The sequence below is a fragment of the Pelagicoccus enzymogenes genome (genome assembly GCF_014803405.1).
GTDB classification, from domain to species: Bacteria; Verrucomicrobiota; Verrucomicrobiia; order Opitutales; family Opitutaceae; genus Pelagicoccus; species Pelagicoccus enzymogenes.
The window spans coordinates 244,733-267,912 of record NZ_JACYFG010000051.1 but is presented as its reverse complement, the minus strand read 5'-3'; the positions used below and the strand labels follow the sequence as shown (position 1 = coordinate 267,912).

Sequence of the window (23,180 nt, the reverse complement as noted above, 5' to 3'; positions counted from 1 at the left end):
CCACGCTCAACAACTTCTCCCCCGTCCACCCGCGTCCTCCGCGGGTGGACTCTTCTGTTTTCCGAAAACACATGAAAAAAAGAATCTGGAAACTCCACTCCTGGATCGGCCTCTTTTGCGCCCTCGCCCTCACGGTCATCGGACTCACCGGCAGCGTTCTCGTCTTCCACCAGGAAATCTCCGACGCCCTCGCTCCCGAGACCACCCTCAACCAAAACTACAACCCGGACGCCCAACGCCTCCCCGTCACCCAGCTCACCCAAACCGTCGAGTCCAAGTTCCCCAATTTCTGGATACGCGGCTGGCTCTTCAACCACCAGTCCCCCCACCGCGACAAAGCCTACGTTATGGAACGCGGCGGAGACGAGTGGCACATCCTCTACGTCGATCCCTACACCGGCGAAACCGCGGAGCGCCCCTACGGCTACAACGAGACCCTCTACGGCTGGTTCATCAACCTGCACTACACCTTCTTCGCCGACCACGTCGGCATGGCAATCGCCGGCATCTTTGCCCTCGGCTTCCTCTTTTTAGCGATCACCGGCATCTACCTGCACCGCCCCTTCTTCAAAACCCTCTTCAAGCTCCGCTGGGGAGCCAGCGCCCGCATCTTCTGCTCCGACCTGCATAAAGCCATCGGCATCGCCACCATCCCCATGAACCTCATCTTCGGGATCACCGGCGCCTACTGGAACATCAGCCACGTGCTGCACGAGCTCATCGAGCACGCCCACGAAGAGGAGCACGCCATCGCCGTCGAGTACCCAGGCCGAGCCGACCAGCTCGAGTCCCTCGCAACTATCGCCGACAACAGCATCCCCGGCTACTCCCTCAACTACATCTACTTCCCCACCGAAGAAGATCCCACCTTCTATCTCTACGGCCAACACCCCGGAGCCGGCGTCCTCAACAGCCCCTACGGCAGCTCCGTTTGGGTCAAAGCGGAAAGCGGCGAAGTCACCCACTCCTCCGACCTCAGCCAAGCCGGATTCTGGGCCCAAGTCCTCGACTCCTTCGAGCCCCTGCACTTCGGCAGCTTCGCCGGCCTCGGCTCGCAAATCGTCTGGTGCCTCGCCGGACTCAGCCCCGCTGCCCTCTCCCTCACCGGCACCATCATGTTCTTCAAGCGCGGCCGCCGCAAAAAGAAGAAACGCTCGCTCGAAGAAACGCGGCCGGAAAGAGCGAAAGCGCTCGTTTCCTGAACAGCTTGCCAAGGCGTCCCACACGACGGGACGCCTTTTTTATACGCGAAAAACGACAACCAGCCCGCGCTATTACCTCCGTACAAACACCCGAATTCTAATTCGCGCATCTCGAATCCGAAGCGCTTCAGAGGAATTCACCCTATTGCCTAAAAATATCGCTAAATCTAGGGCAGGCAGCACCGATCACTGAATGTCCACCCTTATGAGCAGCGTGGAACCGCCAACCTACACGAATATCCTGACACCGCAATCCCACGAGCATGACCGCAAAAAACAAGAAGCGAACCCCCGCGACCCTGCTTCTCGTCGCAAGCCTTTGGGTTGGGGGCATCGCCGCCGGATCGATTGCGATGTGGAATCATGAATACTCTTCTGCGGAGCCCAACGACGCCCCCCTTTCCCTCCCTCCGCAGCTTCAAACCTTCGCCTCCGCGGAGAAGCCGATCACCCTCTTCATGGCCGTGCATCCCGACTGCCCTTGCACAGGGGCCAGCCTCGAGCAAGTCGACCGCCTCATCGCCCGCAATCCAGACTCCATTCGCCTTGTCGGCTTGGTCCGGGGTGGCGAAGAATCCGCAGCCCATTCCAAGCACGACTTCCAAACCGGCACCTACTGGAAGCGCTTGTCGGCTATGCCAAACGCCCAACCAGTGGCCGACGCAAACGGAACTCTCGCTCGCCTGCTTGGTACCCATGCGTCGGGCGCCACCATTGCCTACGATCAATCGGGCAACCTTCGCTTTCAGGGCGGATTGACGGCTTCCCGAGGCCACGCCGGGCCTAGCCACGCCCTCACCGAGCTGGAATCCATCGCCCGACAATCCGCTCCGCTGGAACTCTGCACAACGCCTACCTTCGGCTGCGCTCTCGAAAACGACTCTATCCCTTTCTAAATGCCTACAACCAAAGCCCTAGAAAAACGGATCGACGACCAGGCTCACGGGATCTTCCAGAAAAACCATCTGGCCATCCTCAAGCGAACCGACCGGCTGTTCGCCAAGCTCATGATAGCCCAGTGGGTCGGCGGCGTCATCGCAGCCCTCATCTTTACGCCACTCGAATGGACGGGAGACGCGAGCGCCATCCACATCAACGTCTGGGCTGCCATATTCCTAGGCGGAGCCATCGCCAGCCTCCCCGTCTACCTCAGCTACTCTCGCCCCGGCGAAACTTCCACTCGGCACGTCATCGCCGTATCGCAAGCCCTCTTCTCCGCCTTGCTCATCCACCTCACCGGTGGGCGCCTGGAAACCCATTTTCACGTTTTCGGTTCCCTCGCCTTCCTCAGCTTTTACCGCGATTGGCGCGTCATCGTTTCCGCCACCCTCGTTATCGCCGTCGACCACTTCGTGCGCGGCGTCTGGTGGCCCAGTTCCGTTTTCGGCATCCTCACCTCCTCGCCCTGGCGTTGGGTCGAGCACGCCGCATGGGTAATCTTCGAGGACATCTTCATCCTTCGCAATTGCATCGAAAGCATCCGCGAGATGAAAATCCAAGCCCACCAGCAAGCTGAATTGGAAAACGCTCACGAGCGCACCGAACGCATCGTACTCGAACGCACCACCCAACTTCGCCAAAGCGAAAAACGATTCTCCGACATCGTCAACCACATCAACGGTATCGTATGGGAGGCAGATCCACACACCTTCCAGTTCAGCTTCGTCAGCATGCAAGCCGAACGCATAGCGGGATACCCCATCAACGACTGGACCGAGAGTCCCACTTTCTGGCAAGACCACCTCCATCCAGAGGACAGGGAGAAGATCGTCGACCTTTGCCGCAAGCACACCGAAAACGGCGAGTCGCACGATTTCGAATACAGGCTGCTGACCAAGAATGGAAACTACGTTTGGTTGCAGGACCTCGTCACCGTCGAAACCGACGACGCGGGCAAGCCCGTATTGCTCCGCGGCGTGATGTTCGATATCGACGACCGCAAGAAAGGCGAAGCCGAACTGCGGGCCGCCAAGGAAGCCGTCGAGGAAGCCAACGAGCTTCTCGTGGAGTCTCTCAACGAATCCAAACGACTCGAAAAGGAAGCCCAATCCGCCAACATCGCCAAAAGCAAATTCCTGGCAACCATGAGCCACGAAATTCGCACCCCCATGAACGGTGTGATCGGCTTCACCAACCTCCTCCTGGAGTCTTCCCTCGACAGCGAGCAGGAAGAATTCGCCACCTCGATCCAAAACTCGAGCAACGTTCTCCTCAATATCATCAACGACATTCTCGACATCTCGAAGATCGAGGCAGGCAAGCTGGTCGTAGAAAACATCGACTACGACCTACGCCAGGCCATAGACGACGTCGCAATCCTCCTCTCGCCAGCAGCCGAGGACAAGGGAGTGGAACTGGCCGTCAAATTCGAAAAGGACTTCTGTCCCGCTGTGGTTGGTGACCCCAGTCGTATTCGACAAGTCATTACGAACATCGCGAACAACGCGGTCAAGTTCACCGAAAAAGGCCACGTCTTCATCAGGATTGGAACCGATACGGGAGACGAAAAGAAAATACGCATCGAAATTGAAGATACCGGAATCGGAATTTCCCAGGAGCAGCAAAAACAGCTCTTCACCAGCTTCACCCAAGCTGACTCCTCCACGACGCGGCGCTACGGGGGGACAGGCCTCGGACTCGCCATCTCCAAACACCTTGTCAAGCTCATGGGAGGAGACATCGGCATCGTCAGTACCGAAGGGGAAGGCTCGACCTTCTGGTTCACCATCCCAAAAAACGCAGCCCCTCAGGAGCAAGCTCCCATCGAACTTCCTGCAAAGCTACGAGATCTTCGAGTGCTCGTGGTCGACGACCATGAGATCAACTGCAAGCTGCTCCAAGATCAACTCACAGACTGGTCGATCGAATCCGTCACCGCCGCGAACGGAGAGGAAGCATTGGACGCCTTGCGAAAGGCAGCTGACCAAGGCAAAGCCTTCGACATCGCGATCCTGGACTATCTCCTTCCAGACATAAACAGCAACGAGCTTAAGGAGCGTATCCATACAGAAGAGACAATCCCAAACCCGCTCTTCATCGCGCTCGGATCCACCGCCTATCGAATGCAGATCAAGAGCATGTTGGAGAACGGATTCCAATCACACCTCTTCAAACCGCTCATCCGTCCGCACCTTCTGGCCCAAGCGCTCACCCAAGCCCTCGCCTCCGACGCGAAGCCCCTCGGAAAAGTCACCAAGACCACATCGCGAAAGGCGAACCCCAAGCCCAGCCAGCCGCTAGCCGAAGAGACCGCCAAAAAATTCAAGGTCCTACTCGCGGAGGACCATCCGGTGAACCAAAAGCTGGCCAAGCGCCTCCTCAACAAAATCGATTGCGATATCGAAATCGCCAACAACGGCATCGAAGCCGTCGAACTCGCCACCCGCAATCGCTACGACGCCATCTTCATGGATTGCCAAATGCCGGAAATGGGCGGTCTGGAAGCGACCCGCAAGATCCGCGAAATCGAATCCGAACAGGGACTGCCCGGCAGCGGGGAAAAGAAACGTATCCCCATCATCGCCATCACAGCCGGTGCGATGGAAGGCGATCGAGAAATTTGCGTGCAAGCAGGCATGGACGACTATTTGACCAAGCCCCTCAAGACCACCGCCCTCAAAGGCGCCGTAGATCGCTGGTGCCTTGCCTACTCCGGAAAGAATTAGATCCCAATAATCCTTCTCGGGGTCGGCTGAATCCTGCGCAGGGTAGCCGCTCCTGAATGCTTCGCGCTAAGATCACCCTCATGATCCAGCCAAGCCAGCAGAATACCGTACCCAAATCTAGAATACACTGCACTATCCAGTCAGCAAAGCGCTCGCTTGCTCGCGACATCGGCAAGATCGCCAAGAACTGCGCCATCGACCTGAAGTTGCCCAATCCTCTGAGCATACGGGAAACCGTCGGACGAAGCCCTCACGTTACCCTCACCGTGGATATCGAATTCGCCCTTTCCCAACATACGATCTGGAAACTCGCCAGCCGTATCGCCTCGTTTTGTCCTCAAGCCGGGGTGAGCACTCACATTGTTCCCAAAGACCAACTTCCATCGGCGCTAAACGCATGAACACCCCGCCCGACCGCTACGAAACCTTGGGAAGAACTGCCCTTTGCTACCTAGGCCCGCTATGCCTATTGTTCATTTTTATGGCGCTCCTGCATGTCTAAGGGGTTTCAATCGAATTGACTCATCGGACAACCTTCGTCCTTCAATGAGTCTAAAAGCCATCCGACATGCCTACAAACACCAGACTCAAGAACCTAAACGAAATCCTCTGCCAACGGGTAACAACCAAAGCGATGGACGAGCAAGCCTGGCCAGTTCCCCCGCAGGATCCGCAGCTTCTGGATCGGATCATCGCCGCTGCAGGGGAGGCTCCTTTCCACAAACCTGCCTCAAGGGACCTTCGTAAAATCGATTTGCCGGGTATCCAGCCATGGCGTTGCTACACCCTCGACGCCCGACAATGCCGCAAGCTGCGCCAACATCTGTTGGATGCGGGCGACACCACAAAGATCCCCAAGCTCCTCGCCGTAGCCGACTACTTGATACAAGCGACATGGCTTCCCAACCCCAAGGAATCTCCCGAGGAAACCCTTTTCGAACCTAGTATCCAAAACATGGAGCACATCGCCGGAGCTTCCGCAGCCATCCAAAATATGCTTCTGGCAGCCACCGCATTGGAGATCCCAAACTACTGGTCTAGCGGAGGGGCTCTCCGTAGCCCAGAAGTGTTCGAGTTGATGGGAATTCCCAGCTCTCAAGTTCTGCTCGGTTCACTCTTCCTTTTCCCTAAAGAGCTTTCGAACGCCACCCTCAAGAGCGGTTCGCTTCGCCCTTCACGCAGCCCGCAAACCGACTGGGCGCGTTCGATAGAGCTCTAAAGGCCTCCGCGCCAACGCCTAGTCCAAGCCAGCAAAAGATCCCGTTTGGAGCGCTGATATTCCCTCTCGGAGCTGAACTGCTTCATCCTTTAGCCCATAATGGTGGACTTGAAAACCCACATGGCTAAAATCATGACTACCAAACTCGCATTCAACTCTCTCGCGACCGCTTGCGGATTCCTCGGCGCTGCGACCCTCAGCTTCGCCCAAAGCGGCTCCGAAGAGGTCATCGACCTTGCCCCCTTCGTCGTTTCCGGCGAAACCTACGCCTTCGGAGCCCAGAAGATCGTACACGTCACCGATAAGGACCTCGAGCGCCTGCAGGCCGTCGACCTCGCCGACATCTTCTCCCAAGACCCCTCCATCATGGTGGGCGGAGGCATCTCCGCCGCCGAAAAAATTTACGTGCGCGGCATCGAAGACAAGATGCTCAACGTCTCCATCGACGGAGCCACCCAAGCGGGCTACCTCTCCCACCACCAGGGACAGTACTCCATCGAGCCCGAGCTCCTGAAGTTCGCCGAAGCCGAGCCGGGCGCCGGAGCCGCTTCCGCCGGACCAGGCGCCCTCGCTGGCGTGATCCGCTTCGAAAACAAGGGCGCCGCCGACTTCCTCGAAGGCGACGACACCTTCGGCTCCTTCGCCAAAGCCAGCTACGGCAGCAACGGCGACCAGATCAAGCTCACCGGCGCCCTCTACGGAAACCTCAGCTCCACGATCTCCGGAGTCTTCGCCTACACGTATTCAGGATCCAACGACTACAAGGACGGCAACGGCGACACCGTAGAGCTCACCAGCAGCGACACTAACCGCGCCTTCCTCAAGCTCGACTCCCAGATCGACGCCAACCAGACGCTCGACTTCAGCTTCGAAGACCGCAGTAACGAAGGTACTTTCCGACACCGCCCTAACTTCTACGGCGACTTCAACCACCCGCGCGCCCCGAACGACCCGGTCTACATGGCTTTCGACCGCCAAACCGCCACCCTCGGCTACGGCTACGTCGCCAGCGACCGCAACGTCGACCTCAACGCCAAGCTCTACCACACCGACAACAGCATCGACCGCACCGGCCAATACGAGATGGGCTACGAGAGCCTCGGCTTCGACCTCTCCAACTCCTCCGCCTACGGCGACCACACCGTAAACTACGGCCTCAACTACCGCGACGACACCGCCTACTTCACCGGCAAGGGCCAAACCACCCTGCGCCCGCCCTTCTCCAACTTCCTCCCACCTCTCGTGTACAACACCATCCCTGACGAAACCATCGAGATCTTCGGCTTCTTCGCCCAAGACGAGTGGCAAGTCACCAACCAAGTCCAAGCCTCCTTCGGTATCCGCTGGGACGAATACAAGTACAACGACAAGGACGGCCAAAGCTTCAAGGACTCCGGCTTCTCGCCCAACCTCGGCATCAGCTTCGCCGCCACCGAAGAGCTCGACCTCAACGTAAGCTACGGCACCGCCTTCCGCGGCGTCACGCCCATCGACCTCATCACCGCCAACGAAGGCGGCGTCACCAACCACGACTCCATGGATCCCGAGTGGGCCCAAAACGCCGAAATCGGCTTCCAGTACGACAACGGCACCTACTTCGCCAACGGTACCCTCTACAAGCAGCGCATCGAAGACGTCATCCTCACCGGCCTGCCCCGCGGCAGCGCCACCTTCCGCGACAACGGCGGCGACCTCGAAGTCGACGGCTACGACTTCACCTTGGGCCTCCGCCAAGGCGAGCTCACCTCCAGCCTCGGCGTCTCCCACTCCAACCCCGAGCTCAACGGGCAAGCCCTCGTCGACACCGACTTCGGACTCGGCAGCTCCTACGGCCGTACTTGGAACGTCAATACAGCCTACGCCTTCCCGGACCTTAAGCTCAACCTCGGTTGGTCCCTCAACCTCGTCGAGAAGTACGACGAATCCCCCGAGCCCCTCGCCCACAAGCCCTCCTACTCCGTGCACGACTTCTACGCCCAGTGGGTCACCGGCGAGGACGAGAACATAGCCATCACCCTCACCATCGACAACGCCTTCGACAAGTACTACGTCGACCAAGCCACCGCCGGCTACAACGGTCAGCTCGCCCGAGTCGCCGGACTCGCCGCCCCCGGCCGCGACATCCGCCTCTCCACCTCCATCAAGTTCTAAACAGACACAATTTTTCATTGATCTTCGAAGCCGCCTCGCCCTCCGAGGCGGCTTTTCCATCAAACATCAGCTTCGCGTCCCTTAGTGCCCTTCGTGGGTAAAATGACATGCTCCGCAAAACCATTTTCTGGATACACCTCCTCTCCGGCCTGATCGCAGGCGCCGTTATAGCGATCATGTCCGCCACCGGCATCGCCATCGCCTTCGAGACAGAAATCCTCGACTGGGTCGACCGCGACCTCAGCAAGGTCGAAGTCCCAGCCGACGCCTCCACCAAACTCACCATCGACGAGCTACTCGCTCGCATCCCCGAGGCCTACCCAGATTTCAAGACCACCGCTTTCCAAACCTACCCCGCGGAAGACCAAGCCTACAGGTTCCTCCAAGGCCGCGACCGCATACTCTACGCCAACCCCTACACCGGTGAGTTCTCCGAGTCCCAAGCTGGGCCCGCCCACCACGTTCTCCACAGGCTCGAAGACTGGCATCGTTGGCTGGGAGCGAGCGAGGGTACGAACTCCACAGGACGCCTCATCACCGGCATCTCCAACTTCGCCTTCCTCATCCTTTGCCTCACCGGCCTCTACCTTTGGTTCCCCCGAGTCCTCAAGAGCCGTCTCTTCAAAAAGGCTCTCTTCTTCAACAAAAAGGCCCGAGGCAAAGCCCGTGACTTCAATTGGCACAACGTATTCGGAATCTGGAACCTGCCTGTGTTGATCGTTCTCGTCGCCACCGGGGTCGTCATTTCCTTCAACTGGGGCCACAAGCTCGTCTTCCAGGTCTTCGGCGAAGAACCGCCCCAATTCCGCGACTTCCGCATGCTCATGGTCAAAGCCCCCGCCATGCCCGAGCACCCCGCCGACGCCCAACCGCTTCCGTATCAGGAAATCGCTGACAAAGCGATTGCGGCCTTTCCCGATTACCAGTTGCTCTGGGTCAATTTCCCTCGTCCGCTACAGCCGGGCCAAGCAGTTCAGCCGCTCAACGTCGGTCTCTACCTGCCCGGTTTCTTCGAGCGCGAACGCTACACCCCCGTTTCCGTCGACCCCTTCACCGGAGAAGTCCTGCAAGCCACCCGCTTCGAAGACCGCTCCCCTGGCATGAAAGCCCGCGTCTGGGTCCGCTTCCTGCACACCGGCGAAGCCTTCGGCCTCTTCGGCAAGATCGTTGCAACCCTAGCAACCGCCGCGTCATTGATTCTTGTATACACGGGCTTCGCCCTCAGCTACCGCCGCTTCTTCTGAAACCGAAAAACCACTCCTAAACGCCCCGCCTAAAGTTCAAAGATTTCGCGACCGCTAAACGGATACAGCGACCTCGGCCCGCAATTGCTTGGCGGCTTCAACCATATTTTCGAGGGCCAAATCCACTTCCCTCCACCCGCGCGTCTTGAGCCCACAGTCTGGATTCACCCAAAGTCGCTCCTTCGGAATCCGTTCAGCCGCTTTCCTCATTAGACTCACCATGTGCTCAACGGTCGGGATATTCGGCGAATGGATGTCGTAGACTCCTGGTCCGATTTCGTTGGGATAGCGGAAGCGGTCAAATACATCCAACAGCTCCATGTCGGAACGCGAAGTCTCGATCGTGATGACGTCCGCATCCATCGCCGCTATCGACTCGATGATGTCGTTGAACTCAGAATAGCACATGTGAGTGTGAATCTGCGTTTCGTCACGCACGCCATTGGCCGCGATGCGAAACGATTCTACCGCCCAGTCGAGATACTCCCCCCACTGCGAACGCCGCAACGGCAGTCCTTCGCGCAACGCCGCTTCGTCAATTTGGATCACCTGGGCACCCGCCCGCTCCAAATCGAGAACCTCTTCCCGGATCGCCAAGGCCAACTGGTAGCAAGAAACGGAACGCGGCTGGTCGTCGCGCACAAAAGACCAATTCAAAATCGTCACCGGCCCCGTCAACATCCCCTTCATCGGTTTCTCGGTCAGGGACTGGGCGTAGCTGATCCACTCGACCGTCATCGCCTTGGGACGAGCGATGTCACCGAAGAGCAACGGTGGCTTCACGCAACGCGAACCGTAAGACTGCACCCAGCCAAAATCCGTGAACGCATAACCGTCGAGCTGCTCCCCAAAGTACTCCACCATATCGTTGCGTTCCGGCTCCCCGTGCACCAACACATCCAAGCCGAGCTCCTCTTGCTGCCGCACGCAACTCGCAATCTCCTCTCGCATCGTATTCAGATATACATCACGGCCAATCTTGCCCTTTTTGAACTGGCTGCGAGCCCGTCGAATTTCCTTAGTCTGCGGAAAGGACCCAATCGTCGTGGTAGGAAACTCCGGCAATTTCAAGATCTTCGCCTGTCGCGGAGCACGTTCCATAAAGGGACGCTTGCGACGACCCAGCTCGGGTGAGATTCCCTGCAACGCGTCTTGCACCTTCGGATTGTGAACTCGCTCGGAGCTACGCCGCGATTCAATCGCCTTCCTATTGTCCTCCAGCTCCTCACGCACCGCGTCTCGCCCCTCGTTCAAAGCAAGAGCGAGCACCCGCAACTCCTTCAGCTTCTGCTTGGCAAAAGCCAACCAGGAACGAATCTCCGCATCCAACCTATCCTCCGAATCCAGATCGACCGGTACATGCAAGAGCGAGCAGGACGGTGCTAACCAAAGCCGTCCCGCTAGCCTAGCCTTCAACGGTTCCAACCACTCCAAAGTCGCCTGAAGATCCGTCTTCCAAACGTTTCGGCCATTGATCACTCCCAGAGATACCACGCTCTCCTCGGGCATGGCCTCGATCAATGTATTCACTTCTTCGCGACCATTGATTGCATCCAGATGCACCCCCTCCACTGGAAGGTCCGCGAGCAAGGACAAATTTTCCTTCAAGCGCCCAAAGTAGGTCGCCAACAACAGTTTTACAGGACGAGCTCTCAGAGCCGCATAAGCCACCCGAAACGCCTCTTGCCATCTCTCGTCGAGATCCGTCACCAAAATCGGTTCGTCAACCTGTACCCACTCCGCTCCCCTCCTCGCAAGTGCGTCAAGCAATTCTGAATACACCGGCAACAAGCGGGACAAAAGCCCCAGCTTATCCGAACCGTCTTTCGACTTGCCCAGGGCCAGATAGCTCAGCGGCCCAATGATCACTGGTTTCGCAGACACTCTCGCCTCCGTCGCTTCCGCCAGCTGTGCGATCAGTCGACTCGCATCGAGTTCGAAACGAGTGTTCTCGGCGAACTCCGGCACGATGTAATGGTAGTTCGTATCGAACCACTTCGTCATCTCGCCCGCAGCCACGCCACCTCCGCAGCCACATTCCTCGGGTGCTCCCGCCCCCTGCGCCGCACGCCCGCGTGCCACCCGAAAGTAATTATCGAGCGGATCTCCACCCAAGCCCTGCACGCGCTGCGGCAGATTCCCCAGAGTGGCACTCATGTCCAAAACTTGGTCGTACAAAGAAAAGTCGCCCACCGGAACCAATCCGAGGCTCTCTTGCTCCCCCCAATGCCTCCGCCGGAGCTCGCCAGCGGTCGCCTGCAAATCTTCAAGCGAAGATGAGCCCCTCCAATAAGCCTCGAGGGCAAACTTCAATTCCCGCTTCTTCCCGATGCGAGGGTATCCAAGACTATGCGTCAAAATCCTATCCTGTGACATGCCAATATACTATCGCGAAATCCCTCATGCGCAAAATCGTTTGTTTCTATGTTCCTCATGCGCTAAGCGCATGTTAATAGAATCCAATCGCCTCCTCCCATGCTCGAAATCCGACACTTTCACCTCCTCACCAAACTCGCCGACGCCGGCAATCTCGCCCGAGCCGGACGCGAACTGCACCTCTCGCAACCTGCCGTCTCCCGCCAGATGGCCGACATCGAGGAACACGCCGGCGGACTCGTCTTCGAACGCAAAACAAAGCCCATCCGCTTCACCCCGCTCGGCTTCCGCCTGCTCGAAACCGCCTACAACGTCCTCTCGGCGCTCGACCGAAACGAACGGGACCTCGCCCGCCTGCGCGACGGCCAAGCCGGGCAACTCCGCATTGCGGTGGAGTGCCACTCCTGCTTCGACTGGCTCATGCCTTCCATGGACGCCTTCCGCCACGACTGGCCCGAAGTGGAGATGGACCTCATCGGCGGCTTCCACGAAGACCCCGTCGATCTCATCGACGCCGACAAGGCCGACCTCGCCATAGTCTCCCACGCCAAGCCCCGCAAAGGCATCGCCTACCATCCCCTTTTCCGCTACGAGGTGCGGGCCCTCCTTCCCCACCAACACCCGCTTTTGCAAAAGGACTACCTCACAGCCCAAGACTTCCGCAACGAAACCCTCATCACCTACCCCATCGACTGCGAACGCCTCGACATCCTTCGCGAGGTTCTCGGTCCCGCTGGCGTCACTCCCAAACGCCGCACCACCGAACTCACCGTCGCCATCCTGCAGCTAGTGGCCAGCGGACGCGGCATCGCCGCCATGGCCACTTGGGCCGTACAACCGTATTTGGACAGCAACTACATTGCCCAACTCCCAATCCGCCGCAACGGCCTCTTCGCCAACCTCTACATGGCTACCGACAAATCCCGCGGACAACTCGCCTACATGGAAGCCTTCCTCAAGCTCAACCGCGACACCTGCTTCACCACCCTACGCGGCATCGAGAAGATTTAAGCCCCGCTCCGCTCCTCAGCCGAATCTGTACCGTGGAGCAGTCTACCCTCCATAGCCGAAGGCAACGGACGGGCCTGCTCCAAGCCCTTCTCAAACAGCGGAACAGGCGATTCACTCTAGCTCCCTACTAGCGGCGAAGCCGCCTCTCTTTTTCGCTGAGCGAAAACGATAATCCTGTTCGGGGCGCCAAAAATCCCGCTCGGGGCAGAACTCTCGCCATATTTCATACATGATGTGACGCTCATTTCCATCCGCAAAACATGAGCTACCGTTCCTACATCAAACAAACGAGTTTCGCAGCTGCCCTCCTCCTCGCGCCTCTGGCCTTTTCTCAAGAGAATGATGTCGTCGAGCTCGATCCCTACCAAGTTGTAGCCGACCAGAATCCAGGCTTGGCTGATACCGACGCCCTCACTCATCTCGACCAAGAGCTCATCCAGAGCCAACAAGGCACCACTGCTGTCGACCTTTTCAACTACACCGCCGGTGTCACCGGGCTAAACGAAGGGGGACGCCAAGCCTTCCGTATCAACGTGCGCGGACTCGAAGGTTCCGGCCGCGTCGCCATCGACGTCGACGGCGCCCTGCAGAACCAGATCGACCATAACCATGGCTCCGCCACCACCCGCGTCATGGTCGACGGAGCCCTGCTCAAGTCCGCCTCCGTCATCCGCGGCCCCGCTTCCTCCAAAAAAGGGGGCGGCTCCCTCGCCGGCTCCGTCTCCTTCCGCACCATCGATCCCAGCGACTTGCTTCGCGGTCGCGCTACCGGCGGCCTCCTTTCAGGCGGCTACGAGCAAAACGGAGATGGTAAGCACGGCACTATCGCATCCGCCATCCAAGCCAACGAAAAATGGTCCTTCCTCGCAGCACTTTCCGCCCGCGAATTCGGTAACTACGAGAACGGCGAAGGCGAAGAGGTGCTCGCCTCCGGATCGAAATCCAACAGCCTGCTCCTCAAGTCAGAGTTCGAGTCAAACGATCAACAGAGCCTCAAACTCAGCTTCCAAAACAACGAAGCAGAGTACGAAGGCAGCGGAGCCTACGCCCGCGGCCAACTGCGTTATGGAAACACCAGCGCTGAAGACGTATCCACAAAAACATTAACCGCGAACTATTCCGCCACCAGCGACGCCATCGAGTGGCTCGACCTCAACGCCAACGCCTACCACACCACCAACGAGCGGATGGAAGAGCGCCTCGACACTGGAGCCCTAACCTTCCACGACATCGAAACCTACGGCTTCAGCCTACACAACTCTTCCCGCCTCCAACCAGGCCAAGTCTCGCACAACCTGAACTATGGCTTCGACCTTTTCCACGACGATCTCGTATCGCTCGAAGGCGAGGAATCCCTAAACTCCGAGGCCAGCAGGGATCCTGGCGGAACTCGCCAGCAAGCGGGGCTATTTCTCAATACCAGCCATATCGTCAATCCGAGCCTATCCCTATTCTCAGGGCTCCGCTACGACGATTTCGAAATGTCGGACAACAGCGGAGTCGAACTCTCTGGGGGAAACCTCTCCGGGCGTTTCGGAGTCGAATACTCGCCATTCTCCCGCCGCGATAAACTCAAGGACCTGACACTCTTCTCCAGCTACGGAACCGGTTTCCGCATCCCTACCCTCCGCGAAGCCTTTCTGTCCTCCGAGCCAAGCACGCGTCGCGGACAACTATCGCCCGGCACCAAGCCCAATCCCAATCTTGATCCCGAAACTTCCGAAACCTGGGAACTCGGCATCCAACGCCTCGTGCGTGGACTGTTCACCAACGAGGACATGCTGCGAGCCCGTATCGCCTACTACCAGCAAGACATCCTCGATCTCATCGGTAGCGTCGCTACGGACGACCCCGAGTACAATACCTTGTCCAACGTTGGCTCAGACTCTCTGGAAGGAATCGAGTTCGAGCTACGCTATTCCACTCCTCGCTACTTCCTCGGAGCCACCTACGACAAGCGCGACCGTGAAAAGGTCGGCACTGGCCTACCCGGCGACCCCATCCAAAACCAACCTTGGTCCGCCTTCCTCTTCGCCGGACTGCGACTCGCCGAAAACAAGCTCACCATCGGCGCCGAAACGAAATTCTCCGGAGCTTTCGAGCAAGACATGACAGACCAGACGAATCCAACCGTCGTCGAGCGCATGGTCCGCGACTCCTACCAGCTCGTTAACTTGTTCGCCAGCTACCAGCTCAACGAAACCACCAAGGTCAGCGCTCGCGTCGATAATCTCGCCGATAAGTCCTACCAAGTGTACCAAACCTTGGATACCGCTATGGGACGAAACGCCAAGATCGCCTTCGAATACAAGTTCTAAGTCGGTCCGCCAATCTCACTGAAGGCAGGAGCAACGTTTCTGCCTTTTCTCTCTTTCCGAACAACTAACGCAATTCCGTGAACTTCCGAAAAATAATTTTCTGGATACACCTAGCATTCGGCATCGTATCCGGCCTCATCATCGGCGCCCTCTGCGCCACTGGAGCCGCTCTCGCCTTCGAACACGAAGTCATCGCATGGGCAGAGCGGGACGTCACCCGCATCGCTCCCCCACAGCCCGACAGCCAGCCACTCGAGATCGACGAACTTCTATCTCGCGCTAAAGAGCAGCTCGCCCCCGAGTTAGCCGCAAGCCTCTCCGCAATCGTCGCCCAAAAGGATCCCAACACCGTCTGGAAGATCCAGCTCGGACGCCGTGACTTCCGCTACCTCAACCCCTACACTGGAGAGCTTTTCGAATCGCCCGCCACCGGAACACGACAGTTTTTCCGAACCATGTTCGCATGGCACCGCTGGCTCACCTCCAGCCAAGAGCACCGCTCCACCGGCAAGGCCATCACCGGCATCGCCAACCTCTCCTTCATCGGACTTGGCCTCACAGGACTCTACCTTTGGTTCCCCAAAGTTTGGAAATGGCGAATTTTTCGCTCCGTACTCCTGCTCAAGACTTCCGCCAAAGGCAAGGCACGTGATTTCAATTGGCACAACGTATTCGGATTCTGGGCACTCATTCCCATTCTGATCATGGCCATCACCGGCACCGTTTTTTCATACGGTTGGGCCCGCGATCTAGCAACCGATCTGCTTGGCCCCTCACGATCAAGAGCCCCGGTGGAACAAACATCGGAAACGGACGCGCCCCAGAGAGGGCGTCCACTCTCGCTTGAGAGTCGCTACCAGATCGCCCAGTCTTGGAATCAAAACTGGGAGAGCATCACCCTTCCCACTTCCTCGAGTCGACAAGGCAGAGGGGGAGAAGGTCAAGGCGGAGCTGCAGGCGGCCAAGATCGCCGCGGCGGTCAAGGAGCGGGTGAAGGCGGCCATTCTCACGGAGGTGGCGGAGGTCACTCTCATAGAAGCGTTGAAGACCAAAACCGCGGCGGCGGTGGCGGAGGAGCCTCCGGCCAAACGATCTCCATTGACCTAGCAGGCGATTGGTTCCCCCTCAGTCCTTCGCGCATCCTCATCGACCCGCGTTCTGGAGAAATCCTCGGTGAAGATCGCGCCTCCGAGTGGCCATTGAGCGCCAAACTACGGTCATCCATCCGGGCCATACACACTGGCGAAGCCGGACTTCTACCCGGCAAAACAATCGCCTTTCTCGGTTGCCTCGCCGGGATCGTACTTGTCTACACGGGCTTAGCCCTCAGCTGGAGACGCTTTTTTCCAAAACGAAAGAAGCTTAAAACTGAAGCCAGGAAAACCGCAGCAGAAAAGATCCCGATCGGAGTGTAGTTCATCCCGCTCGGGGTAGCGAAAGCGCACAAGATAGTTCAGTCTAGTGGGATACCAATCCCACATGACTGAACAGATGTCACCAAACTATAAATACAATTCAATTCTCGTAGCGGCTACCTTGCTCGGCTTCTCGAATCTTCTTTCCGCTCAGAGCGACGAGGTCTTCGACCTAGCTCCTTTCACCGTCCAGGCCGATGGCGTGCAAAAGATTCTCCAGATCACCGAGCGCGACCTCTCCCAGCGCCAGGCCACCGACCTGGAAGACGCCCTCTCGCTCGACCCGAGCATCACCGTCGGCGGCTCCACTGCCGTCGCCCAGAAAATCTACGTGCGCAGCATCGGCGAAGCCATGCTCAACGTCAGCGTGGACGGCGCGTCCCAATCCGGAGCCCTCTTCCACCACCTCGGACGCAACGTGCTCGAGCCCGAGCTGCTCAAGCGCGTCGAAATCCAGTCCGGCATCGGTAACGCCACCGACGGCCCCGGCGCCCTCGGCGGAGCCATCCGCTTCGTCACCAAGGACCCGTCCGACCTCCTCCGCGACGACCAGCAGTTCGGCGGCCTCTTCAAGTACGGCTATTTCGACAACACCGACGGCTTCAAAGCCAGCGGCACCGTGTATGGACAATTTAACGACGCTTGGAGCGGACTCGCCAGCTACGTCACCTCCGAGCACGAAGACCTCGAAGACGCCGACGGCAACGCCTCCCCCGGTTCCAACTCCGAGCAGGAAGTCCTCTTCGGCAAGATCGTAGGCGAGCTCAGCAACGGCCAGCGCCTCGAGTTCAGCTACGAAAACATCCTCGAGTCCGGCGACCACCTCCGCCGCCCCGAATGGTCCTTCGTCGGCCCAGGAAATCCACTCCTCTACCTCGAATCCGAGCGCAACACCGCCGTGCTCAGCTACACGCTCGACTCCGAGCAAAACGAATGGCTCAACCTCGACACCCGCCTCAGCTTCACCGAAGGCGAAATCCGTCAAGGTGCCGAGGACCCCTACCACGGCAACATCGAGAGCAAGCAGCTCTACCTCGCCAACTCCCAAAACGCCGGCATCCACGAGTTCACCTACGGCCTCGACTACCGTGAGGACAAGATCGTATCCGGCACCCTCGGAGCAGGCTTCGACGGCCAAGAGGACGCCGACGTGAAAGGCCTCTTCATCCAAGACCGCATCCAAGCCTCGGAAAACCTCGTCGTCACCCTCGGAGCCCGCTTCGACGACTACGAGCTCAACGACCTGCAAGGCCAGAAGATCAGCAACGACGACTTCAGCCCGAACCTCGGCGTCGTCTACACCGTCTCGCCCGAAGTCACCATCACCGCCGGCTCAGCCAGCGCTTTCCGCGGTCCAGAAATCAACGACGCCTTCAAGCTCTGGGAATGGAACGGCCGCTACGGTTCCAACAACGACCCCGACCTGAAAGGCGAGTCGGCCCGCAACAACGAAGTCGCCATCAACTACGCCAAGGACGGATTCTCCTTCGAGTTCGGACTCTTCAAGAACAAGATCGACGACATCATCGTAAACACCGAAGAAGCCGACAAGGACGCGCTCCGCTCCGTCCCCTGGGGCACCTTCTACACCAACCTCGGACAACTCGAGACCGAAGGCTTCTACGCCCGCACCAGCTACAGCGCCGACAACTACAACATAAGCCTCCTGTATGACAATGCGGATACAACCGTCAACGGACACCAAGCCACCCGCTACCAGTACGGCTCCATCGCCGCCACCATGGGCAGCACCTGGGTCCTCGACGCTTTCTACAAAGCCAGCCCGCAGCTCGACCTCGGCTGGAACGTACGCCTCGTGGAAGGAGTCGACGACATCCAAGTCCTGATCCCCTCCACCGCCTACGGCGACACCACCGGCAGCATCGACAAGCCCGGCTACAGCACCCACGACTTCTACCTCGGCTGGACGCCAAGCTTCGTCGAAAACGTGACGCTCAACCTCACCGTGAAGAACGTCTTCGACAAGCTCTACCGCAGCCACGGCAGCATGGAAGACTTCTCCCACATCCCCGACTACGAGTCCATCATCGGAGCCTACGAACCCGGCCGCGACATCCGCCTCTCGGCCTCCTACAAGTTCTAGTGAGAAACAGATTAGGCTGTATTCATTGATCCCAAGCCGCCTCGACTTAGAGGCGGCTTTTTCAACCCCTTGTAGGAGCGTGCTTGCCACGCGATATCCTCTGTCCAAGTAACCTCCATGTTCCGAAAAACCATATTCTGGATACACCTCGTATCCGCCTTGATCTCCGGCATCGTTATCGCCGTCATGTCCATCACCGGCATCGGCATCGCCTTCGAGGAGGAGATCTTCGCTTGGATCGACCGCGACATCTCCCAAGTCGAAGCGCCTGCCAACGCTCAGGCCAAGCCTCTCGAAGATCTTCTGCAAATCGTCGCCGAAAAAGAGCCCGACTTTAAAACAGGTTACATCCGCGTGCCCAGCGCCTCGGACGCCGCCTACCAATTCATGGTCAGCTACGGCGACCCGCTCTACGTCAACCAATACACCGGAGAGCTCGCCTACACCAAAACCGAGACGGCACACGAGATCATCCAAGTCATGGAAGTCCTCCACCGATTCTTCGGATTCCACGGCGAAGAAACGTGGATCATCGGCCGCCACATCAACGGAGCCGCCAACCTCGCCTTTCTTCTCCTCTGCCTCACTGGCCTCTACCTCTGGACGCCCCGCGTCCTGAAGTGGCGCCTTTTCAAAAACGGACTCTTTCTCAAAAAGAAGTCCTCCGGAAAAGCCCGCGACTGGAACTGGCACAACGTATTCGGGTTTTGGAGCCTGCCTGGACTTGTCGTCCTCTCCGCCACCGCCGTCGTCATTTCCTACGAATGGGGCCATAAAATCCCCTTCGCCCTCTTCGGCGAAGAAGCCACCGAAGGCCGCGCCTTCAACATGATGAAAGCCGAACCCGCCCAAACCCCAACGCCTCCCGAAGGAGCGCAGCCCATCCCACTCGACCAGCTCATCCAATCCACCAAAGACGCCTACCCCGAGTGGACCAGCATCGGTTTCGCCCTCCCAAAGCCCGCTGCAGATGGCGAAGTCTCCCGCCCCGTCACCCTCAATCTCGTCGAGCCCGACTACATGCCCAACCGAGCGTGGACTCCTGTGGAGGTTGATCCCTACACCGGCAAGATTCTCAAAGCCATTGACTTCTACGAACGCAGCCCCGGCTTGCGAGCACGCGTCTGGGTACGCTTCATCCACACCGGCGCCGGTTTCGGCTTCTGGGGCAAAGTTATCGCCAGCCTCTTCACCGCCGCGTCATTGGTTCTCGTATACACCGGATTCGCCCTCAGCTACCGCCGCTTCTTCCGCTAGTCAGTCCCGTGGAAAGCGTCGAATGTCGCATGCGACGTAGCGCTGAGCTTCAGCCAGCGACCGCAGTGGTCGGATCATTCAGCGCGAAACGCCGGCTAAAGCGCGGCGCTACCTTTGCCACTTCCCACAACCCACCCTACTTCCCAAACAAAAAAAAGAGGATGGCGAACCAACGCCATCCTCCGTTTCGAAATCGATTTTCGATCGCTTAGCTGATCAAAGCTTCCCGCGGGGGAGCGAACTTCGTCAGCTTGATGCCTTCAACGGCCACCTTGTACTCATCCATATTGGGAATACGTCCAAGTATCGCGGAAAGCACTACAACCGGGGTCGACGCCAGCAGCGACTCGCCCTTCTTGCGCTCGGAGTCCTCCACCACGCGGCCTTGGAAAAGGCGAGTGGAGGTAGCCAACACGGTGTCGCCCTTGGCCGCCTTCTCCTGGTTGCCCATGCAGAGGTTACAACCGGGACGTTCCAAGTACATCATGTTTTCGTATTCGGTACGAGCGCTGCCCTTGGGAGCGTCGTCGTTGAATTCGAATCCTGAATACTTCTGCAAGATATCCCAGTCGCCTTCCGCCTTGAGCTCGTCGATAATGTTGTAAGTCGGAGCCGCTACTACGAGAGGAGCGTTGAAGGTAACCTTGCCCTGTTCCGCTTCCAAGTTTTTGAGCATCTGAGCGACAATCTTGAGGTCGCCCTTGTGCACCATGCAGGAGCCGACAAATCCAAGGTCCACCTTCTTTTCGCCACCGTAGTAGGAAACGCCGCGAATCGTGTCGTGCGTGTAACGCTTGGATACGTCTTCGTTGTTCACGTCCGGGTCCGCGATCATTGGCTCCTCGATCAAGTCGAGATCCACCACGAATTCCGCGGAGTACTTGGCATCGGCATCCGGCGTCAAAGCGGGCTTGATACCGGTCTTGATTTCCTTGATTCGCTCGTTCGCCTTGTCGACCAAACCTTGCAGGACCTGGTTGTCGTTATCCATGCCCTTTTCGATCATGATCTGGATACGGCTCTTGGCGATTTCCAGCGACTCGATCAATGTATCATCCTGGGAAATACAGATCGATGCCTTGGCCTTCATTTCCGCTGTCCAGTCCGTAAAGGTAAAGGCCTGGTCCGCTGGCAATGTGCCGATGTGCACCTCGATCACGCGACCTTGGAAAACGTTTTCCCCGAACTTCTTGAGCATCTGGGCCTGGGTCGCATGAACCACGTCACGGAAGTCCATGTGGTCCTTCAAGTCGCCCTTGAAGGTAACCTTGACCGACTCGGGAATCGGCATTGTCGCCTCGCCCGTGGCCAGGGCAAGCGCCACCGTGCCGGAGTCCGCTCCGAAGGCCACGCCCTTGGACATGCGGGTGTGGGAATCGCCACCAATGATGATCGCCCAGTCGTCCACCGTCAGGTCGTTCAAGACCTTGTGGATCACGTCGGTCATGGCATGGTACTGCCCCTTCGGGTCGCGGGCCGTGATCAATCCAAATCCGTGCATGAACTTCATCAAGCGCGGAATGTTGGCCTGAGCCTTCTTGTCCCAAACCGATGCGGTGTGGCAACCCGACTGGTAAGCCCCGTCCACTGTCGGCGAAATAACCGTCGCCGCCATGGCTTCGAGCTCCTGGGAAGTCATGAGGCCCGTGGTGTCTTGCGAGCCAACGATGTTCACCTTTACACGAACGTCGGAACCGGCGTGCAAAACAGCGCCCTTGGTCACGCCGACCGCGTTCTTGTTGAAGATCTTCTCTACCGCGGTGAGGCCTTGGCCCTCGTGGGAGATTTCCTTCGAGGGAGCGAAGACCGGCTCTGGCTTAACGCCTAAGGTCGACGCGGCAAAGCTCTGTAGTTTCTTACCGAATACAACAGAGTACGAGCCGCCTGCCTTGATAAACTCGAGCTTCTGGGGAGTAAGAGCAGAAGAAATGTCCACCAGCTCCTGGTCGCCGTTGTAGAGCTTCTTCTTCTTGGTGTTGATAGTGAGAACGGTTCCGGTCGCTACGGAGTACGCTTGCTCGAGAACGGGGTCGCCCGCCTCGTTGAGGACTGGCTTGCCATTCGCGTCGAGCTTCTTGACCCAATTCTTGAGATCGAGGCCGATACCGCCGGTCACGTCGACCGTCGTCAAGAAGATCGGCGAGATGCCATTCGTGCCCGCCACGATCGGGGCGATGTTCACGAAGGGAACGTACGGGCTGGCTTGCTTGCCGGTCCAGAGCGCCACGTTGTTGACGCCAGACATGCGCGAGGAACCGACCCCCATGGTTCCCTTTTCCGCGATGAGCATCACGCGCTTTCCCGGATGCGCCTTCTGCAGCTCTTGAATCTCCGCCTGGGCTTCCGGAGAAATCATGCACTTGCCGTGCAGCTCCCGGTCCGAGCGGGAGTGGGCTTGGTTGCCGGGAGAGAGCAAGTCGGTGGAAATATCGCCTTCCGCCGCGATGTAGGTGACGACCTTGATTTCTTCCTCCACGTCAGGGAGCTTGGTGAAGAATTCCGCCTTGGCGTAGCTGGCAAGGATGTCAGCCGCCACTGGGTTGCCCTGCTGATAGGCTGCCTTCAATCGATCCGTGTCGGCCTCGTAGAGAAACACTTGAGTCTTGAGAACCGCAGCCGCCTCCTGAGCGATCGCTTCGTCGCTGCCCAAGGCAAGATCGAGCAAAACCTCCACCGAAGGCCCACCCTTCATGTGCGAGAGCAACTCGAAAGCGAAGGCAGGCGTGATTTCCGCGACCTCCACCTCACCGAGGATGATTTCCTTCAAAAACTTCGCCTTCACGCCCGCAGCGCTCGTTGTTCCAGGCAAAGTGTTATAAATGAGAAACTTGAGAGAATCCTCCCTCGCTTCGTGACCGGAGTCCTTGATCTGCGAGATGATCTCAGCAAGCAATTCCCCACCGTCAATCGGCTTGGGGCTCAAGCCTTGTTCCTTACGCTCTTCGATCTCCTTTAGGTAGTCTGTATACGAGTCCATTTGCGCTATGCCAAATGCCTATCCACCGAGATATGTTCAAGCAGAATTTGCCTACACCCGGAGCGTAGCGAGGACAGGGCAGACGAAAACGCCAGGCCCCCATCCACCCACGCAACACCCATACCTCCCACCAACTGTTCCCAGCGATTGGCGAGGAGCAAGCATCCTAACCTCGCCACCTCCCCCTTCCCGCACGCGGAGCTCAGACCAGAACGGCGTCCTATTTGCGAACGTGTCTCAT

The 23,180-nt window shown here is 58.3% G+C and carries 14 protein-coding genes; 12 read left to right on the top strand and 2 right to left on the bottom strand.

Annotated features, from left to right (window positions below; genetic code table 11):
• Nucleotides 1-71: 71 nt before the first annotated feature.
• From IEN85_RS19925 to IEN85_RS19895, 7 genes are all read left to right on the top strand, one after another.
• On the top strand, nucleotides 72-1,202 hold the full coding sequence (locus IEN85_RS19925) for a PepSY-associated TM helix domain-containing protein (protein WP_191618863.1): 1,131 nt from the start codon (nucleotides 72-74) through the stop codon (nucleotides 1,200-1,202).
• A 263-nt stretch (nucleotides 1,203-1,465) separates the two neighbouring features.
• Nucleotides 1,466-2,098 (top strand): hypothetical protein, encoded by a 633-nt coding sequence (locus IEN85_RS19920; RefSeq protein WP_191618862.1) that lies wholly within the window; start codon nucleotides 1,466-1,468, stop codon nucleotides 2,096-2,098.
• Nucleotides 2,099-4,867, top strand: a complete 2,769-nt coding sequence (locus tag IEN85_RS19915) for a hybrid sensor histidine kinase/response regulator (protein WP_191618861.1) — start codon at nucleotides 2,099-2,101, stop codon at nucleotides 4,865-4,867.
• Nucleotides 4,868-4,947: 80 nt separating this feature from the next.
• Entirely contained in the window at nucleotides 4,948-5,268 is a 321-nt protein-coding gene (locus tag IEN85_RS19910; protein ID WP_191618860.1) for a hypothetical protein, read from the top strand.
• A 167-nt stretch (nucleotides 5,269-5,435) separates the two neighbouring features.
• On the top strand, nucleotides 5,436-6,086 hold the full coding sequence (locus tag IEN85_RS19905; RefSeq protein WP_191618859.1) for a nitroreductase family protein: 651 nt from the start codon (nucleotides 5,436-5,438) through the stop codon (nucleotides 6,084-6,086).
• A gap of 132 nt (nucleotides 6,087-6,218) precedes the next feature.
• Complete coding sequence (locus IEN85_RS19900; RefSeq protein WP_191618858.1) at nucleotides 6,219-8,237, top strand: TonB-dependent receptor domain-containing protein; 2,019 nt, start codon at nucleotides 6,219-6,221, stop codon at nucleotides 8,235-8,237.
• Between the two features lie 107 nt (nucleotides 8,238-8,344).
• Nucleotides 8,345-9,481, top strand: coding sequence for a PepSY-associated TM helix domain-containing protein (locus tag IEN85_RS19895; RefSeq protein WP_191618857.1), 1,137 nt, complete (start codon nucleotides 8,345-8,347; stop codon nucleotides 9,479-9,481).
• Between the two features lie 54 nt (nucleotides 9,482-9,535).
• On the opposite strand, the gene metE is transcribed toward IEN85_RS19895, so the two are convergent.
• On the bottom strand, nucleotides 9,536-11,857 hold the full coding sequence (gene metE, locus IEN85_RS19890) for a 5-methyltetrahydropteroyltriglutamate--homocysteine S-methyltransferase (protein WP_191618856.1): 2,322 nt from the start codon (nucleotides 11,855-11,857) through the stop codon (nucleotides 9,536-9,538).
• A 99-nt stretch (nucleotides 11,858-11,956) separates the two neighbouring features.
• Here metE and IEN85_RS19885 point away from each other — a divergent pair, with 99 nt between their 5' ends.
• The 5 genes from IEN85_RS19885 (at nucleotide 11,957) to IEN85_RS19865 (ending at nucleotide 19,962) form a co-directional block, all read left to right on the top strand.
• Entirely contained in the window at nucleotides 11,957-12,868 is a 912-nt protein-coding gene (locus tag IEN85_RS19885) for a LysR family transcriptional regulator (RefSeq protein ID WP_191618855.1), read from the top strand.
• Nucleotides 12,869-13,128: 260 nt separating this feature from the next.
• The gene (locus tag IEN85_RS19880; protein ID WP_191618854.1) at nucleotides 13,129-15,186 is read left to right on the top strand and encodes a TonB-dependent receptor domain-containing protein; all 2,058 of its coding nucleotides are present in this window, start codon (nucleotides 13,129-13,131) and stop codon (nucleotides 15,184-15,186) included.
• 77 nt (nucleotides 15,187-15,263) lie between these two features.
• On the top strand, nucleotides 15,264-16,601 hold the full coding sequence (locus IEN85_RS19875) for a PepSY-associated TM helix domain-containing protein (protein WP_191618853.1): 1,338 nt from the start codon (nucleotides 15,264-15,266) through the stop codon (nucleotides 16,599-16,601).
• Nucleotides 16,602-16,677: 76 nt separating this feature from the next.
• Entirely contained in the window at nucleotides 16,678-18,705 is a 2,028-nt protein-coding gene (locus tag IEN85_RS19870) for a TonB-dependent receptor domain-containing protein (RefSeq protein ID WP_191618852.1), read from the top strand.
• Nucleotides 18,706-18,822: 117 nt separating this feature from the next.
• Nucleotides 18,823-19,962 (top strand): PepSY-associated TM helix domain-containing protein, encoded by a 1,140-nt coding sequence (locus IEN85_RS19865; RefSeq protein WP_191618851.1) that lies wholly within the window; start codon nucleotides 18,823-18,825, stop codon nucleotides 19,960-19,962.
• Between the two features lie 208 nt (nucleotides 19,963-20,170).
• Here IEN85_RS19865 and IEN85_RS19860 read toward each other — a convergent pair whose 3' ends face one another.
• Entirely contained in the window at nucleotides 20,171-22,939 is a 2,769-nt protein-coding gene (locus IEN85_RS19860; RefSeq protein ID WP_191618850.1) for a bifunctional aconitate hydratase 2/2-methylisocitrate dehydratase, read from the bottom strand.
• Nucleotides 22,940-23,180 lie beyond the last annotated feature (241 nt).